9 protein-coding genes are annotated in these 18,029 nt (G+C 73.2%); 7 read left to right on the top strand and 2 right to left on the bottom strand.

Annotated elements, in window-relative coordinates; translation table 11 throughout:
- Positions 1-18: 18 nt before the first annotated feature.
- Positions 19-1,608 carry a 3,4-dehydroadipyl-CoA semialdehyde dehydrogenase gene (locus WME97_RS19965; protein WP_437553951.1) on the top strand — a complete coding sequence of 530 codons (1,590 nt, stop codon included), beginning with the start codon at positions 19-21 and terminating at the stop codon, positions 1,606-1,608.
- Positions 1,609-1,661: 53 nt separating this feature from the next.
- Positions 1,662-3,224 (top strand): protein kinase domain-containing protein, encoded by a 1,563-nt coding sequence (locus WME97_RS19970; protein ID WP_437553953.1) that lies wholly within the window; start codon positions 1,662-1,664, stop codon positions 3,222-3,224.
- Between the two features lie 93 nt (positions 3,225-3,317).
- Here WME97_RS19970 and WME97_RS19975 read toward each other — a convergent pair whose 3' ends face one another.
- On the bottom strand, positions 3,318-6,014 hold the full coding sequence (locus WME97_RS19975; RefSeq protein ID WP_437553955.1) for a dynamin family protein: 2,697 nt from the start codon (positions 6,012-6,014) through the stop codon (positions 3,318-3,320).
- Positions 6,015-6,264: 250 nt separating this feature from the next.
- Between WME97_RS19975 and WME97_RS19980 the strand changes: the two genes are divergently transcribed.
- The gene (locus WME97_RS19980) at positions 6,265-11,433 is read left to right on the top strand and encodes a pentapeptide repeat-containing protein (protein WP_437553957.1); all 5,169 of its coding nucleotides are present in this window, start codon (positions 6,265-6,267) and stop codon (positions 11,431-11,433) included.
- 31 nt (positions 11,434-11,464) lie between these two features.
- Here the strand turns inward: WME97_RS19980 and WME97_RS19985 are convergent, their stop codons facing one another.
- A complete protein-coding gene (locus tag WME97_RS19985) occupies positions 11,465-12,091 on the bottom strand; it encodes a recombinase family protein (protein ID WP_437553959.1) in 627 nt (208 codons plus the stop codon).
- A 288-nt stretch (positions 12,092-12,379) separates the two neighbouring features.
- Between WME97_RS19985 and WME97_RS19990 the strand changes: the two genes are divergently transcribed.
- The 4 genes from WME97_RS19990 (at position 12,380) to WME97_RS20005 (ending at position 18,015) form a co-directional block, all read left to right on the top strand.
- Complete coding sequence (locus tag WME97_RS19990; protein WP_437553961.1) at positions 12,380-13,174, top strand: helix-turn-helix domain-containing protein; 795 nt, start codon at positions 12,380-12,382, stop codon at positions 13,172-13,174.
- 24 nt (positions 13,175-13,198) lie between these two features.
- The gene (locus tag WME97_RS19995) at positions 13,199-13,678 is read left to right on the top strand and encodes a DoxX family protein (protein ID WP_437553963.1); all 480 of its coding nucleotides are present in this window, start codon (positions 13,199-13,201) and stop codon (positions 13,676-13,678) included.
- 105 nt (positions 13,679-13,783) lie between these two features.
- On the top strand, positions 13,784-16,276 hold the full coding sequence (locus tag WME97_RS20000) for a TIR domain-containing protein (protein ID WP_437553965.1): 2,493 nt from the start codon (positions 13,784-13,786) through the stop codon (positions 16,274-16,276).
- A gap of 107 nt (positions 16,277-16,383) precedes the next feature.
- The gene (locus tag WME97_RS20005) at positions 16,384-18,015 is read left to right on the top strand and encodes a hypothetical protein (protein ID WP_437553967.1); all 1,632 of its coding nucleotides are present in this window, start codon (positions 16,384-16,386) and stop codon (positions 18,013-18,015) included.
- Positions 18,016-18,029 lie beyond the last annotated feature (14 nt).

The following is an 18,029-nucleotide window of genomic DNA, read 5'->3' on the forward strand; positions in this document are numbered from 1 at the left end:
GAGTAGGCTACGCGCCCGATGGAGCGGCTCGAGAGCTACGTCGAAGGGCAGTGGCGCGCCGGCCAGGGCGCGCCGCACGTGCTCGTCAACCCCGCGACCGAGGAGCCGCTCGCCGAGACGAGCACGGACGGCCTCGACCTCGCGGCCGCGGTGGCGTTCGCGCGCGCCGAGGGCGGGCCCGCGCTGCGCGCGCTCACGTTCGCGGAGCGCGGCGAGCTGCTCCGCGCGATGTCGCGCGCCGCGCACGCCGAGCGTGACGCGCTCATCGACGTCGCCATCCGGAACGGCGGCAACACCCGCGGCGACGCCAAGTTCGACATCGACGGGGCGATCGGCACGCTCGCCTACTACGCCGACCTCGGCGCCCAGCTCGGCGACGCGCGGCTGCTCACGGACGGCGACGGCGTGCAGCTCGGGCGCTCGCCGCGCTTCTTCGGCCAGCACATCCTCGTCCCGCGCCCCGGCGTCGCGGTGCACATCAACGCCTTCAACTTCCCAGCGTGGGGGCTCGCGGAGAAGGCCGCCTGCGCGCTCCTCGCGGGCATGCCCGTGATCACGAAGCCCGCGACCAGCACCGCGCTCGTCGCGCTCCGGCTGATGAAGCTCTTCACCGAGCGCGCCCCGCTGCCGCGCGGCGCGCTCTCCTTCGTCGCCGGCCCGCCGGGCGATCTCCTCGCGCACCTCGGCGGCGAGGACGTCCTCGCCTTCACCGGATCGAGCGCCACCGGCGCCGCGCTCCGGCTCATGCCGGGCCTCGTGCGGGAGGGCGTCCGCGTGAACGTCGAGGCCGACAGCCTGAACGGCGCCGTCCTCGGCCCCGACGCGGTCCCCGGCTCCGAGACGTACGCGATGTTCCTGCGCGACGTCGTGCGAGACATCACCCAGAAGGCCGGCCAGAAGTGCACGGCGATCCGCCGCATCTTCGCGCCCGCGGCCGTCGTCGACGCCGTGCGCGACGACCTCGTCGACCGCCTCCGCGACGCGCGCGTCGGCGATCCCGCGCAGGACGGCGTCACCGTGGGTCCGCTGACCACGTTCGATCAGCTCCGCGGCGTGCGCGCGGGCATCGAGCGCCTCGCGGCGGGCGCTGCGGTGGCGCTCGGCGGCGCCGTGCCCTTCGAGGCGATCGGGGTGCCCCCGGGCAAGGGGTACTTCGTGCCGCCGACGCTGCTCGTCGCGGGCGGCCCCGACGGCGCGCCCGCCGCGCACGAGCACGAGGTCTTCGGCCCCGTCGCCACGCTCTTCCCGTACGACGGCGGCGCGGCGCACGCCGTGGCGCTCCTGCGCCGGGGCCGCGGGAGCCTGGTTTGCTCCGTCTACAGCGACGACCGCGCCTTCGCGGCGGAGGTGCTGCTCGGCGTCGCGCCGTACCACGGCCGCGTCCTGCTCGGCAGCGAGAAGATCGCCGATCAGGCGCCCGGCCCGGGCACCGTCCTCCCTCAGACGATCCACGGCGGCCCGGGCCGCGCTGGCGGCGGCGAGGAGCTGGGCGGCCTGCGCGGGCTCCATTTCTACTCGCAGCGCACCGCCGTGCAGGGGTCGCGGCCGATCCTGGAGGCGATCCTCGGGGCGAAGGGCGAGCCCCGCCCCGCGCCGGCGAAGCCGTAGATCGCGAAGGCCGGGGTAGCTCTTTCCGTGGACTTTGTGGTGAAGTCTCGCTCATGAGCGCGGGCCCGCAACTCATCGGCAAGACGATCGCAGGGCGCTTCCGCGTCACCGGGTTCATCGGCGAGGGCGCGATGGCGGCGGTCTACCGCGGCGAGCAGGACGCGGAGCCGCGCGACGTCGCCATCAAGATCATGCACCCGCAGCTGCTCGGCGACGAGACGTTCGTCACCCGCTTCTACCGGGAGGCGAAGGCGGCGTCGCGCCTCCACCACCCGAACACGGTGCAGATCCTCGACTCCGGCGTGGAAGGGCACCTGCCGTACATCGTGATGGAGCTCGTCGCCGGGCAGGACCTGTTCGAGGTCCTGCTCGCCGAGCGCCGCTTCTCCGAGGCCCGCGCCGCGCGGTTCCTGATCGGCATCACCGACGCCCTCGCCGCCGCCCACGCGCGGGGCATCGTGCACCGCGATCTCAAGCCCGAGAACGTGATGGTCGTGCGGGATCCGGCGGATCCGTCGGTCGAGCGCGTGAAGGTGCTCGACTTCGGGATCGCGAAGATGGTCGAGAGGAACACCCGCGGCGGCGGCGGCGACGACGGGCCGAACAGCGCGCCCATCAGCGTCTGGGGCTCGGTCACCACGGTCGGCGTGGTCGTCGGCACGCCCGCGTACATGTCCCCGGAGCAGTGCCGCGGCGACGTCATCGACGGGCGCAGCGACGTGTACGCGTGCGGGGTGCTCCTGTTCCTGCTCGTCACGGGCCGGCTCCCCTTCCCGCCCACGCCCGTCGCGTGGGAGGTGGCGATGGATCACCTCCGGAAGCCGCCGCCCGCGCCGAGCCAGTTCCTGCCGCAGATCCACCCTGCCCTCGAGGCGATCATCCTCACCGCGCTCGCGAAATGGCCGAACCAGCGCCAGCAGAGCGCGGCCGAGCTGCGCGACGAGCTCGAGCGGCTCCTCCCCCACCTGCCTTCCGCGCTGCTCCCTGCCGCCCGGGCGAGCGCGCCCGAGGACGCGCCGACCCTCGAAGTGGCGATGCCACCGTCGCTCCGGAGCTCCATGACGGCCGCGCCGCCGCTGCGCGAGGGCGACATGCCGCCGCCGGCGCAGCGGGGCGAGGTGCTGGCGAAGTCCGTGTTCCGCGAGGCGTCGCTGACGGACGGACCGCCGTCGAGCGCGATCCTGTCGCTCGCCGCGACGCTCCCTGGCATCGCCCTCCCGCGCGAGGCGCCGGCCGGACCGACGTCGGACGACTTCTCGCGCACGCTCCCGGCGGTGCGGCGGCTCGTCGCGCCGACGAGCGATCCGCCGGCGAGCGATGTCGTGATCCACGATCGCAAGGACTTCGGGCCGCTCCTCCCCGCCGGAGGCGCCCGCGCGCTGTCCCCGAGGCCGGAGGCGCCGCGCGGCGCCGGCGCGCCCGCCGCCGCCGCGCCGCCGCGGCCGCCCTCGCGGTCCTCGGCCGAGAACGTCATCGAGATCGCGCCGGCGCCGATCCGGCGCGACCGCCGCCCGCCCGCGCGCCCGACGGACCTGTGGATGGTCAAGCTCGTGGTGCCGCTGGCGCTGGTGATCGGGCTGGCGCTCGGGGTGCTCGCCTTCTTCCTGAGCCGCTGACGCCCCGCGCCCCAGGCGCTGGCGGGCGTGACCGGCGCCGACGCCTTGCGCCTCAGGCGCTGGCCGGCGTGACGGGCGCTGACGCCTCGCGCCTCAGGCGCTGGCCGGCGTGACGGGCGCCTCGAAGGCGGCCCGGAGCGCCTGCGCGCGCAGCTCGATCGCCGCCGACGCGGGAGGCGGGACCGGCGCCTCCGCCTCGGCCGACAGCGCCATCGCGAACGCGTCGATCGCGGCCTCGACGACGCCCTCGATCGGGCGCGCCGCGAGCTCGTCGGGGGCGTCGTGGACCGCCACCATGCCCATCAGGACGGCGCGCACGTGGGCCGCCGCCCGCGGCGACGGCGCGGCGCCCCCTTCTTCGGCGCCGCGCGCGCCGCGCGCCCCCGGCTCCGCGCCGGCCCGCGCCGCCCTCGCGATCTCGGCGGAGAGCGGCCAGCTCAGCCGCGCCACGAGCCGCTCCTGCACGTAGGCGCGGACGCTCGCGTCGGTGCGCTTGCGCTCCTCGGGCAGCGCCGCGATCGGGCGCAGGTCGGACGCGAGCTCCCGGCGCGCCGGCTCGAGCGCCTTGTCGATCGCCGCGGCGAGCGCGCGCCGCTCGCGGCGCAGGTACGCCGCGCTCGCGCGGAGCCGGTCCGCCTCGGCGCGCGCCCTCCGCCCGGCCTCGCGGTCCTCGGCCGCGCGCGCCGACGCCGCCTGGGCGAGCTCGGCCGCGATGCGGCCCGCCTTGCGGCGGAGCGCGCGCTCGCGGAGCGCGTCGCTCGCGTCGACGATCTGCTCGGCGAAGAGCGCCTCGACCTCGGCCCACCCCGACGCCGCGAGCGCCGCCTCGTCGCCGAGGCGCCCCTTCAGCGAGAGGCGCGCCGAGAACGCGATCGGCGGCGTGAGCGAGGCGATGGAGCTCGCCGCGAGGCTGTCGCGCACGTGCGCGAGCACCGTCTCCAGGGCGTCGGGCTTGAGCCGGTCGGCCTTGTTCGCGAGGATCTGCACGGGCACGCCGAGCGCGCTGATCTCGGAGAGCACCCGCCGCTCCGACTCCTTCATCGCCTGGGGCGCGTCGAGCAGCCAGATGGCGACGTGGGCCTCGTCGAACGCCCGCCGCGCCTCGGCGATGTGATCGGGGTCGGGCGCGTTGAAGCCGGGCGTGTCGAGGATCTCGACGCGCTTGAGCCGCTCGATGGGCGCGTAGATGAACACCCGCGCCACCTTGTCCCCGGCCGCCGCGAGCGCGCGCAGCGTGTCCTTCAGCGCCGCGTGCGGTACGACGCGGTCCTGGCCGCCGCGCACGACGACGCGCGCGAACGGATCGGGCGCCCAGGCGACCCAGTGGAGCGTCGCGGTCGTCGGCAGGACGCCGGTCGGCGCCACGTCCTCGCCGAGCAGCGCGTTCAGGAACGTGCTCTTGCCCGCGTTGAACTCGCCCACCACGGCCGCGCGGAGCGGCCGCTCCCGCTCCACCGCGAGGGCCTCGATCGCCGCGAGCAGGTCGAGCCGGTCGAGGAGCTTGGCCGTGCGCGCGAGCTCGCGCAGCACGTCGCCCCACGCGGCGGCGGCGCGGGCCCCGGCGGGGCCGCCCGCGGGGGGCACCCACGCCTGCGCGATCGCGCGGCGCATGTCGTCGGCCCACGCGGCGCCCTCGCCGGTCACCGCGTCGAGCGCGTCGAGCGCGCCGCTCCCCTGCCCCGCGGACGCCATCGCCGCGGCGTCGCGCAGCCGGACGAGGTCGGGCGGGAGCGGGGGCGCGGCCGCGCCGCGCGGCGCCTTGTCATCGTCCTTGGCGTCGCCACGCGCGACGAGCGCGTCGAGCGCGCCGAGATCGCGGGTCTCGACGGCCATGCGGAGCAGCGCCGCGGCGGCCGCGCGGTCGCCCGCGGAGAGCCCGCGCGCGAGCGCCTGCCGCGCGTCGTCGCGCCGCCCCTCGGCGAAGGCGAACGCGGCGGCCCAGGTCGGCTCGTCGAGCGCGCCCGCGGCGCGGACGACGCGGCGCACGCGGTCCACGACGAGCACGTCGCGGGAGGCGGCGACCAGGGCGGCGCAGAGCTCGGCCGCGCCGGGGACGTCGAGCACGAGCGCCCGCAGCCCGAGGTCGAGCGCCCGCCCCACCACGGCGGGCGGCAGGGCCGCCGCGGAGGAGCCCGCCGCGGGGAACCCCGCCGCGGCGCTCGCCTCGGCCAGCGCGAGCCGGGCGAGCACGAGGGCGGCGCGCCCCTCGATCGCGGTGGGCTCGCCGAGGATCTCCGCGGCGGCGCGCGCGCCGTCGAGATCGCCGTACGCGAGCGCGCACTCGGCGCGGCGGAGGGCCACGTCGCGGTCGGGCACGGTCGTGAGCGGCGCCGGGATGCGGTCGAGCCAGCGCTGCGCGCGGGCCGGGTCGCCCGCGGCGAGGTCGAGGTCCGAGAGATCGAGCAGCGCGAGGCGCGCCGCATCGCGCTCCTCCGGCGCCGACGTTGCCCGCTCGAGCGCGTCGCGCGCGCCGTCCCAGCCGATGCGCTGCCCCGCGCGGCCGAGGCGGAGCCACACGTCGGCGCGCCACGGGACGCGCTTCGCGAGATCCGTGAGCGAGGCGACGACCTCCTGGTCGAGCCACGCGTCCTCCGCCGCGTCGGCCCAGAGCGCCAGCCCTACGGCCGAGTCGGGCAGCACGGAGAGGATGGTGCGGGCGTGCTCGCGGGCCTCGAGGGGCATGCCCTTCGCGAGCGCGGCCTCGGCGGCGCTGCGCTCGTTCTCGAGGCCGAGGGCGAGGATCTCGACCCGCCCGAAGAACCGGTTCAGCGCCTCGACGAGCCTGGCCATGGGCGGGATGAAAGCCTCCCGGGAGGGCGGTCGTCCAGGAAGAAGCGAACGCTGGAGCGGCGGGCGGCCGGGCTCCGATCTGGCCGGCGGCTCCCCCGGGGAGCCTCGCTGGAGGTCTCGACCTGGGGGGTGCCTCGAAAACGAGGGGGACCGTCAGGTCTGGGCCCCTTCAGGATCTGACCACAAGCGCTCGGCCAGGTCTCGATCGGACCGAGCCCGGAACGTGAGCGCCTGTTGTTAGAGTGGACCTGTGCCGGCAGACATCGTTAAAGGGCGCGTCGACGCGCTGATCGTCACCGCGCTGCAGGACGAGCTCGAGGCGGTCCTCGCGCTCGGCGAGGGCGGTCGAGACGGCTGGCGGGAGGCGCGGGATCCAGGCGGGTTCCCGTACTTCGTCCGCGACCTCCCGAACGACCGCGGCGAGCCGCTCCGCATCGCCGCGGCGTGGTCGGGGCGGATGGGCGAGAGCGCGGCGGCGGCGAGGGCGCAGGGGCTCATCGAGGAGCTCGATCCAGGGTGCCTCGCGATGTGCGGTATCTGCGCCGGCAAGCGCGGCGAGGTGTCGCTCGGCGACGTCATCGTGGCCGACCGGGTCTACAGCTACGACGAGGGCAAGCGCGTCGCCCACGGCGGCGGCGAGGGCGCGTTCTTCCACGACATCGAGACGTACAACCTCGAGCGCACGTGGAACATGGATGCCGCGCTCTTCGCGCGCGAGTTCGAGCGGCAGACCGCGTTCGCGGCCGAGCGCCCGCCGTCGAAGCCCTCGCAGGCGTGGTGGCTCCGGCACGCGCTCTACGAGAGCCAGGTGGAGGGGGGACCGCCGCCCGTCTCGCGGCCGGAGCGCGCAGCGCGGTGCCCGGGCTGGACCGAGCGCATCGGCGAGCTGGAGGCGGCGGGCGCGCTCCGCATCGGCGACGGCGGCCTCGAGCTCACGGATGCGGGCGTGGCGCAGGTCCGCCGGGATCGCCTGCTCCACCCGGACGGCCCGCCGTCGGCCCGGCCGTTCCGCGTGCACATCGGCCCGATCGCCACAGGCAAGGCGGTGCAGGAGGACGCGGGGCTGTTCGAGCGGCTGAAGCCGATCGGGCGCAAGGTGCTCGGCGTCGAGATGGAGGCCGCGGCGATCGGCTATGTCGCGGAGCGCCTCGGGCGGCGGTCGATCATCGCGAAGGCCGTCTCGGATCACGCCGACCACGACAAGGACGACAGCTTCCGCGCGTTCGCGTGCCGCGCCTCGGCGGAGTTCCTGGTCGCGTTTCTGAGGCGTTTTCTTGCGCCTGCGCGCGCCGATCACGCCGGGCGAGGCCCGAGGCTGCGCCGCTTCCCGGCGCGGGTGCGGGGCGGCCACGCGGATCCGCACGGCGACGACATCCTCCTGCCGGGGGAAGGGCGCAGCGACGATTTCCTCTCGCGGGTCGAGCGCGTGTGCAGGCTGCGCGAGCCCGAGGGCGTGAAGATCGAGTGGTTCGACGCGCCCCTCCCCTTCGGCGTCTACCTTCGCGTCTCGGTCAACGAGGGCGGCATCGTCCGGATCGCGCCGCTCGCGGCGCTCGAGAGCGGCATCTCGACCGAGGCGGTCTCCGCGTTCATCGAGAGCATCGACGCGTCGTACCGGCGCGAGGATCCGGGCCTCGTGTCCACGCTGGTCTACGGCGGCGAGCCCGCGCCGGAGGAGCTCGTGCGTTACGCGAGCGCGCGGCGCGTGCGCCTCGTGCGGTTCCTCGAGTACCAGGGCCTCATCGACTTCCGCGGCTACCTGGCGTGGCAGAACGCGGGCCTCGAGCGGGATCTCACGTATCCGCCTGCGCTCTACGTCGACCAGCGCATCGCGCTCACGATGGGCCAGGAGGAGGTGCTGCACGAGCGCGCGCTCGACGCCGTCGCAGAGCTGCTCGACTCGGAGCACAGCCGGTTCGTGCTGGTGCTCGGCGACTTCGGCACGGGCAAGACGTTCCTCCTGCACGAGCTCGCGCGGCGACTGGGCAGGGCGGGCGGCCCGCTGACGCCGGTGCTCATCGAGATGCGCGCGCTGGAGAAGGCGCGCGACCTGAACGCGCTCATCGCGCAGCACCTGGCGCTCGCGGGGCTCGGCAAGATCGATCTGCCCGCGTTCCGGCACATGCTTGGCGAGGGGCGGATCGCCCTCCTGTTCGACGGCTTCGACGAGCTCGCCTTCCGCGTGACGTACGACCGCGCGGTCGAGCACTTCGACACGCTGATCCAGGCGGCGCAGGGCAAGGCGGCGAAGGTGGTGGTCACGAGCCGCAGCCAGCACTTCATCTCGGAGCAACAGGTGCGGTCCGCGCTCGCGGAGAAGGCCGCGCTCTTGCCCGGCTACCGGCTCGCGCGGCTGCGACCGTTCACCGAGGGGCAGATCCACCGGTTCCTGGTGAATCGGCTCGGCAGCGAGGAGGCGGCGGACGCGCGCATGCGGCTGCTCGCGGACGTGAAGGACCTGCTCGGCCTGTCGGCGAACCCGCGGATGCTGGGGTTCATCGCCGAGATCGAGGAGGCGCAGCTGCGGCAGGCGAAGTCGGGCGACGGCGAGATCACCTCGGCGGGGCTGTACAGGCTGCTCCTGGATCGGTGGCTCGTCTGGGAGTACGAGCGCGCGCACCCGAAGGGCGCGCAGCCGGGGCTGTCGGTGGCGCAGCGGTGGCGGGCGGTGACGGAGCTCGCGACGCGGCTGTGGCAACGGACGGAGCAGAGCGTGAACGTGCGCGAGCTGCCGGCGGAGCTGATCGCGGCGCTGCAGGCGCTCGGCAGGCACGAGCTCGATGTCGGGGTGACGGCGCACCAGATCGGGTCGGGGACGCTGCTCGTGTGGGACGACCAGGAGAACTTCCGGTTCATCCACCAGTCCGTGCTCGAGTGGCTCGTGGCGCGGGAGGCCGCCGAGGAGGTGCAGCGCGCCGGCGAGGCGGCGGCGCTCGCGCAGCGAGAGGTGAGCGACCTGATGGCCGATTTCTTCGGCGCGCTCGCGGGAAGGGAGGCGGCGGCGACGTGGGTACGCGCGGCGCTCGGCGGGGCGTGGGGGACGGTGGCGGCGGCGAACGCGCTGCGGATCGACGGGCGGATGCGGCTCGGGGTGGGCGAGCGGATGAACCTCGCGGGGGCGGACCTGCGGGGGCAGGACCTCTCGGGGAAGGACCTCAGCGGGTGCGACCTGCGCGGGGCTGACATGAGGGAGGCGAAGCTCGTGGGGGCCAACCTGAGCGGCGCGCTGATGGCAGGGGCGCTGCTTGACGGGGCGGACCTCTCCGGCGCGGCGCTCCGCGGGGCGGATCTGACGGGGGTGACGGCGGTGCGGGGGCGCCTCGCGGGCGCGGATCTGACGGGGGCGACGCTCGCTTCAACGAGGCTGCGCGGAGCGAAGCTCGTCGGGGCGCGGGGGGCGCGGTTCGATGGGTGCGACACGTTCGGCGCGGCGATGCCGGAGGCGGCGAGGTTCGAGCCGGCCTGGATGCACGGCAGCCGGTGCAACGCCGTGGCGATCAGCCCCGATGGGACCTTGCTCGCATCGGGTCACGCCCACGGGATCGTGCTGTGGGACATGGCGACAGGGAGCGCGCTGCGCAGGCTGAACGGCCACGTCGCGTGGGTTACGAGCGTCACCTTCAGCCCTGACGGGGAGACGCTCGCGTCCGGCTCGGACGATTGCACCGTCCGGCTGTGGGACGTCTCGACTGGCAACGTGCTCTGCGTGCTCAAGGGGCACGCTCATAACGTGAACAGCGTGACGTTCAGCCCTGACGGCGAGACGCTGGCTTCCGGGTCTTCTGATCGCACCGTCCGGCTCTGGCAGGTGGCCACCTTCCAGCAGATCGCCGTGCTCCGCAGCCATCTGGATGGAGTGATGGCCGTCAAGTTCAGCCCCGACGGCGAGACACTGGCTTCCGGAGCCCACGACACCGTCATCCGGCTCTGGAAGGTCGCGACCGGCGAGACGCTCCGCGTCTTGAGCGGCCACCGGGGTGGCGTCCTCAGCGTTGCGTTCAGCCCCGACGGCGAGACGCTGGCCTCCGGCTCCCTTGACTACGACATTGGCCTCTGGCGCGTATCGACGGCCGAGATGCTGCACATGCTGAAGGGCCACGCGCGACATGTGAGGAGCGTCGCGTTCAGCCCTGACGGCGCCACGCTCGCCTCTGGCTCGGGAGATGGGGCCGTGCAGCTGTGGAATCGATCAGGCGTCGCGTTACACGCGCTCGAGGGCCACGCTGCCGGCGTGACGAGCGTCGCGTTCAGCCCTGACGGCGCCACGCTCGCCTCGGGATCGAAGGACAACACGGTGCGGCTGTGGCAAGTGTCGACCGGCGGCGCCTTGCGCGTGCTGAAAGGACAGCCGAGCGTGGCGATCGCCATGGCCTTGAGCAGCGATGGTGCGACGCTCGCGCTCGCCTCCGAGGACTTTGGCGCTCATCTCTGGCGGATGTCGACATGGAATGCGCTGCCGCCGCCCATGCATCGCCGCATCCCCACCGTGACGCTAGCCTTCAGCCCTGACGGCACGACGATGGCGTTCGCGCACTACGACCACACGATCCGGCTCCGGAGACTCGGCGCAGACCGCACGGAGCTCGTTTTGAGCGGGCATTATCATGGCATCACGGATATCGCCTTCCGCCATGACGGGGGCGTGATCGCGTCAGGCTCGCTCGACAGGACAGTGCGACTCTGGCGCACCGAGACAGCGGAGCCGCTTCGCGTGCTGGAAGGTCACGACGATGGAATCAGCAGCGTGGTGTTCAGCCCTGATGGATCGACGCTGGCCTCAGGATCGGTCGATCGAACCATCCGGCTCTGGCAGGCGGACGGCGAAGGAGCGGTGCGTGTGCTGGAAGGTCATGGCCACGTCGTGAGGAGTGTGGCGTTCAGCCCTGATGGATCGACGCTGGCCTCGGCATCGGACGACACGACCGTGCGGCTCTGGCCCCTCGCCGAGGGCCGCGAGCCACGCGCGCTGCGCGGCCACGCCGGCCCGGTGATGGGCCTGGCCTTCAGCCCCGACGGTACCTGGCTCGCATCGGGATCCGACGACGGCAGCGTTCTCCTCTGGCGCGTGTCCGCCGACGAGATGGCGCGCGTCCTCCAGGGGCACACCGGCGAGGTCGTGAGCGTGGCCTTCATGCCGGATGGCGAGACGCTGCTCTCCAGCTCCACCGACGGCACCGTCCGCTTCTGGGACGTGCTGACCGGCGCTTGCCTCGCCGTGCTCCTCAAGCTCCCCGAGGGCTGGGTCGCCTTCCGCCCCGACGGCCGCTACAAGGCTGGTGGCAACGTCGCGGGAGGCTTCTGGCACGCCGCGAACCTCTGCCGCTTCGAGCCGGGCGAGCTCGACGCGCTGGTCCCTGGCCTGCGCATCCCGGACGACGAGCCGGTGCTCCCCTTGCGGCCTGCGCTCGGCCGGGGCTGAGCGCGGATTGCCGAGCTGCCAGCCCGATCCATTACGGCACCTCGTCGAGCGCCTCGATCACGATCCCACCGAACCGGCCCTCGTCGGCGCGGCACCTCACGCCTCGGATGACGCATGCGTGGTTGTCCCGAGGCTCGCCGTTGTCGGCGTAGCGCGCCCCGAAGCCGCCCTCGAACGACGTGTTGAAGAACTCGAGAGGCCGCCCGGCCTCGTCCGTGGCCTCATGCTTGCAAAGCCCGCACACCGCGCGCGGGTGGCGTGGCCACAGCTCCAAGGGATCACCGCAGATCGGGCATCGGTGCGTCCCGTCCGGCATCCCGCTCCCGTCGGCGGTCACGAGGCGCGCGCCGCGCTCGCCTGCGGCGGACCTGTACGGGCCGCTGAGCCCCGCGATGCTGGCGCGGTCCTCGCTCGCGGCCGCGAGCAGGCCGGCGCCGGCGAGGGTGAGCGCTTCGAGCGCCGCCGCGAAGCCGGGCCGGTCGCCGATGTTCTCCCCGCGATCCTCGTGCCAGGATGCGATCTCGACGCCTTCCCGGCTGGCCCAGGCCTCGATCGCTTGGCGCTGCTCTGGAGCCGAGGCGCACGCGGCGTCCGTGGAGACGCGGACGTAGGCGACGGCGCGCTCCGGGCTGCCGCGCTTGAACCGGCGAGCTGTCATGCGCGATGAGAGAATCCTGGACGGCGATGGTTGTCCAGCGGGGCGTGGTCGCGCGGGCGCGGGTGGCTCGTCTCCGAGCGGCGCGCGCCGGAGGTTCGCCGCGCCCCTGTCCGATGCGTACCTCGGCACGCTCTCGGCGGAGACGCGCGCCGCCGTCCGCGCGCGCATCGGACGGTAGCGCGGCAGCTCTGCGGACCACGCCCAGCAGATCAGCGCGCCCGAAGGGCGCGGCGCTTGCGTGATGAGCCCAGCCAAGGCATCCGCTGCGTCCGGGTAGACTCCGGACCGATGCTCCTCCCGCCGAGAACGACAGGCCTCGCCGCGCCCGCGGGCGTCCTGCGCCCGTGGCCCTCCGTGCTGGCGACGTGGGGCGCTGGAGAGCGGAGCACGCTGCACGCCCACCATTGCTGGCACCTCGTGCTGGCGCTCGACGGGGAGCTCCAGATCCAGACGGCCGACGGGGGCGCGCTCCAGCCGGGAGGCGCCGTCCTCACGGCCCCGGACACCGCGCACGCGATCGACGCGTCGGGCCTCCGTGTGCTCATCGTGTTCATCGAGCCGGAGAGCAACGTCGGAGATGGGCTCGCCCAGGCGTTCGGGGCGTCGCCCATCGAGGTCATGGGCAGCGAGACCGCGGATCGGCTGCGGTCGTGCGTCGCCGAGCGTGGAGAGGCCGGGCTCTCGGCGTCGCTGCCCCGCGTGTTCGAGGCGCTGGGGATCGCGGTCCCGCCCTCCTCGCCGAGGCCGAGGCACCCGGGAGTCCGGCGGGTGCTGCGCCATCTGCGGGAAGGCGCCGGAGACGCGGACACGTCGCTCGAGGCCCTGGCCCGCATCGCGCGGCTCTCGCCGGGGCGGTTCATGCACGCCTTCACGGAGAGCGTCGGTGTGCCGCTGCGGCCGTACCTCCTGTGGCTCAAGCTGGAGCGCGCCGGGGCGGCGATCGCCGGCGGCGCGGCGCTCTCGGAGGCCGCCAGCGCGGCCGGCTTCGCAGACGCGGCGCACATGACCCGGACCTTCCGCCGGATGTTCGGGGTGAGCCCCTCCGATCTGAGACGCCGTAGCCAGCTCGTTCAAGACGGGTGAGGAGCGGGTCGCCACCTTGAGGGCATGGCACCTCTGCTCGTCCTCTCGATCTCGTTCGCGCTGTTCGTAGTCCTCGGGCGCCTCGGCGTCAGGCACCTCGGGAGCTGGGTGACGTGCTTGCGGTACGCCCTCGCGGCGATGTTCCTGCTGACCGGATCGGCCCACTTCGGGAGCCGGCGCGCAGAGCTCGTGGCGATGGTGCCCCCGGCGCTGCCCTACCCCGAGCTCCTCGTGGCCGCGACGGGGGTCCTGGAGATCGCGGGCGCGGCGGCGCTCCTGATTCCGCGGCTCGCGCCGTGGGCGGCTGCGGGGCTGACGGTGCTGCTCGTGGCGATGTTCCCTGCGAACGTCCATGCCGCGCGCGCGGGGCTCAGCCTGGGCGGCAGCCCGGTGACGCCGCTCGTGCCGCGAACGGTGATGCAGATCGTGTTCGTCGGAGCGACGGTCGCCGTGGCGATCGGTGCCCGTGGCGGGGAGCGGATGAACCGGAATCGGACGAAGTAGCATCCGATCCGGTGCTTTCCTCCACGGCCCTGATCCATCCTCGGCCAGCGGCGACCACACGGCGGCAAGAGGCGGCACGAGGAGGTCGTCTGTTAGACTAGCGCCGTGGCGAGAGACCTCATCGACTTCGGCATCGAGCGCAGCCGCCACGAGCACTTCTTCGGTCGAGAGGACGTGCTCGCGGTCATCGATCGCCACCTCGACGGCGCGGGCGCGTCCGGCCGCTGGGTGCTCGTCACGGGCGGGCCCGGCATGGGCAAGAGCGCGATCCTCTCGCGGTGGCTCGACGTCGAAGAGCAGCGTGGCCACAGGGCGCCGCACCACTTCCTCCGGCGCGACGTCTTGGACTGGGATCGCCCCGAGGCGGTCGCGCGCTCCCTCTCGGCACAGATAGAGGCGCTCTACCCGGCGCAGAAGGACCCAGAGGCGCGGCCGGAGAGCCGGCTGATCGAGCTCCTGGCAAAGGTCTCGAAGCACGAGCTCGTCCCCCGCGGAGAGCGCCTCGTGCTCGTCGTGGATGGCCTCGACGAGGCGCGGAGCGACGGTGCCGGGCAGAACCCGCTGCCGAACTTTCTGCCGTACGCGCTGCCGCCGCGCGTGCACGCGCTCTGCGCCTCGCGCCCGCAGTACCCGCACCTCGGCTGGCTGGAGAGCCGCGGGAACGTGCGACGCCTCGATCTCGACACGCCCGAGTGGGCGGGCTCGAACGAGCGGGCCTGCCGCGCGTTCTGGGGCGATCAGGCGCCGCGGTTCACGCCGCGGCTCGACCCGAGGCTCGTCGAGGAGGCGGTCGCCCGGGCGGAGGGGAACCTGCTCTATGCGGTGAAGCTCAGGGAGTGGCTCGAGGAGCAGCCGGTCGAGCAGCGGCGCGTGGAGCGCCTGCCCCGCGGGCTGAGCGGGTTCCTGGAGCAGATCTGGCAACAGCTCCGGAGCCTGCCGCGGGAGCAGTTCGGGCTGGTCGCGAACGGGCTCGGGCTGGTCTGCGCGGCGCGCGAGGCGCTGCCGATCGAGGAGATCGAGGCGGCGTGGGGGTGGAAGGACGTGGAAGCCGGCGAGGACTTCCTTCGCGCAGCGCGGGCGCTGCTCCTGGAGGAGCCGGAGGCGTGGCGCGGCGCGCGGGCGTATCGGCCGTACCACGAGGCGTTTCGCGCGTTCGTCGCGGAGAAGCTCGGGCCGAAGCGCATGGCTGAGCTGCACCGGCGGCTGCTGGAGACGATGGCGCGCTGGCCGGTGGCGGCGGGGGAGAGCGACTTCCAAAGGCGGTATGCCGCGCGGCACGCGATCGCGCATGCGCTCGCGGCAGGCGAGCGGGAGAAAGTACGGGGGTTGTGCCGGGATCTCGAGCTGCTGGAGGCACTCTGCCGCGAGGAGGGGCCTACGGGTCTGGACGAAGCGCTGCGGCTGGGCGCGAAGAGACTCGGGGACGGCGAGATCGACCTGCTCCACCGGGCGGTGCGGGCCGAGTCGCACTGGCTCGGTGAGGCACCGGAGGCGCTGCCGGCGCTGGTCTACAACCGGCTTCGCTCGGCCGGATGGGAAGTGGAGCGAATCGCGCGGACACTGCGGTTCCCGGGCGGATTGCCGAGGATCCGGTTACGGCATCCGGTACGGATCTGGACCGGCGTGGAGCGCACGCTGTCCGGCCACTCCGCTCAGGTCGCTGCCTGCGCGCTCAGCCCCGATGGCCAGCGCATCGTCTCCGCCTCCGGCGACAAAACGCTCAAGGTCTGGGACCTTGCGACCGGGCAGCTCCTCTCCACCCTCGAAGGCCACTCCGCTCAGGTCACTGCCTGCGCGCTCAGCCCCGATGGCCAGCGCATCGTCTCCGCCTCCTACGACAGGACGCTCAAGGTCTGGGACCTCGCGACCGGAGAGCTCCTCTTCACCCTCGAAGGACACTCCGGTTGGGTCAATGCCTGCGCGCTCAGCCCCGATGGCCAGCGAATCGTCTCCGCCTCCGCCGACAGCACGCTCAAGGTCTGGAATGCTGCGACAGGGGAATGCCTCGGGACCGTGCGTGGAGTCGGCTCGTTCTCATGCCTGGCTGTGTCGCAACAGCATTTCTACGCAGGCGACGCGAACGGCAACCTCTGGCACCTCGACTTCACCGCCTCGGCACCTCCTGAGCGAGGCTGCCCGACGAATCATCCCATCCGCCTCTTCTTCAGCTATTCCCCCATGGACGAGGCTCTCCGCGGCGAGCTGGAGGCGCACCTCGCCCTTCTCAAACGCGAGGGCCTCCTCCAGAGCTGGCATGGCGGCCACGTCACCGCCGGCGACGCCTGGGCCGACGAGATCGACAGGAACCTCGAGGAGGCCGAGGTGGTCATCCTCCTCGTCAGCGCTAACTTCCTCGCCTCAGACTGCTGCTTCAATCAGATGAGGCGCGCCCTCGAACGCCACGACGCCGGCGAGGCCTGCGTCATCCCGGTCCTCCTCCGGCCGACCGACCGGCACAGCGCGCTTTTTGCCAGGCTCCAGCCGCTGCCCAGGGACGCCAGACCGGTCACCAGCTGGCAGGATCGCAACGAAGCCTGGATCGACGTGGTTAAAGGCGTCCGGCGCGCAGTCGAGACGCTCCGAGGGCGCGCCGAGTAGCTTCCGAGCACGTTCCCCGAGTGCACACTCCGGACGCCGTGAACGGCGCTGGAAACGGAGCGGACCGAGATACGATGGCCGCACCGACGCCCTCCAAGGAGCACGCGATGTCCGACGCGATCACGACGTCTCAGGCTGAGCCGATCGACGACGAACAGTACCCGGCCTTCCTCGAAGCCATCCGCGCCCGCTTCGGCGAGGTGACCTCCGGCGGCGCGCGCCTCTTCACCACGGACGCCGCCGGCCTCTTCGACGCGTTCCTCGACGGGCTCCGCGCGGATCGGCGCCAGCACTACACATGCAGCGCGTGCCGCCGCTTCGTCGATCGCTTCGGCGGGCTGGTGAAGGTCGCGCCCGATGGGACCGCAACGTCAATCGCGTGGGCCCCCGATGCAGCGCCGCCGTTCTTCCGGACCTCCGTCGAGGCCATGGCGCAGATCGTCGCGCGCGCGAAGGTGACCGGCGTCTTCCTCTCCGACGAGCGCACGTGGGGGATGCCGAGCAACAAGAGCCAGAAGCCGCCCTTCTCCTGGAAGCACATGGCCGTCGCGCCCGGGCGGGAGCTGGTCTTCAAGCCGCCCGCGGTGCAGACCACCTCGCAGGTCGTGGCCGAGAAGCTCCAGGACCACGGCACCCTCTGCCGAGGGCTCGCCGAGTTCCCGCTCGAGGTCGTGAGGCAGGCGCACACCCTCCTGACCACCGGGAACCTCTACCGATCGGAGAAGTGCATCGGCGTCGCGACGTGGCTGGTCGATCTGCATGAGGCGCGCGCGGCGACGAAGAACCCCGTCGCCCGCGACAACCTCACATGGCTCGCCGCGGCGACCGCGCCGGCCGGGTTCTGCCACGTGCGCAGCGGCATGATCGGCACCCTCCTGGAGGATATCCAGGCCGGGCTCAGCTTCGCCGACATCAAGGCGAAGTTCGACGCCAAGATGCACCCGCTCCTCTACCAGCGCCCGCAGGCGGCGCCGAGCGCGGGCAACATCGCGCAGGCCGAGGCCATCGTGCAGAAGCTCGGCTCGGCCGGCGCGCTGGAACGCCGGTTCGCCAGGCTGGAAGACATCCAGGCGCTGTGGAAGCCGAAGGCGGGTGCGCCCCAGCAGGGCGGCGGCGTCTTCGGCCACCTGAAGGCCAAGATCGCCACGGCCGCAGCGTCCGTGGAGCAGCCGCCGGTCGTCATGACCTGGGAGAAGTTCCAGCGGACCGTGCTCGCGGACGCGGAGCGCATCGAGTTCTTCGTGCCGGAGCAGAACGCGTCGTACGCGGCGCTGGTGACGGCCGCGAACCCTGATTCGCCGCCCATCCTCCAGTGGGATCGCGAAGAGAAGCGGAACCAGGTGAGCTGGTACCTCTACGTCAAGGGCTCGCCGGCGAGCGCGTGGAACCTGAAGGCGGGGCAGTTCCAGAACGTCACGGCGATCGCGCTGCAGCCGACGATGTGGGACGGCCCGGACAGGTACCCGCACCAGGGCCAGTCGGTCTTCTTCCTCCTCGACGGCGCGCGAGACGTGAACCACGAGCGCAGCGGCGGCTTCTTTCCGGAAGACCTGCGAAGCGAGTACCACGGCATCCGCGCCACCATGGAGGCGTACGCGAAGAACGCGACCATCGCGGGAGCCAAGGAGGCGTCAGCCTGCGGCATCAAGCTCCAGAAGAGCGCCGGCAGATGGGATTACCTCTTCCGCGTCACGACGAAGAACGGGCGGGTTACCTACAAGCTCGACCGCTGGGACTGAGGATCGGGGACAGG

The organism is Sorangium sp. So ce367 (genome assembly GCF_051520455.1).
In the GTDB taxonomy this organism is placed as follows: domain Bacteria; phylum Myxococcota_A; class Polyangia; order Polyangiales; family Polyangiaceae; genus Sorangium; species Sorangium cellulosum_B.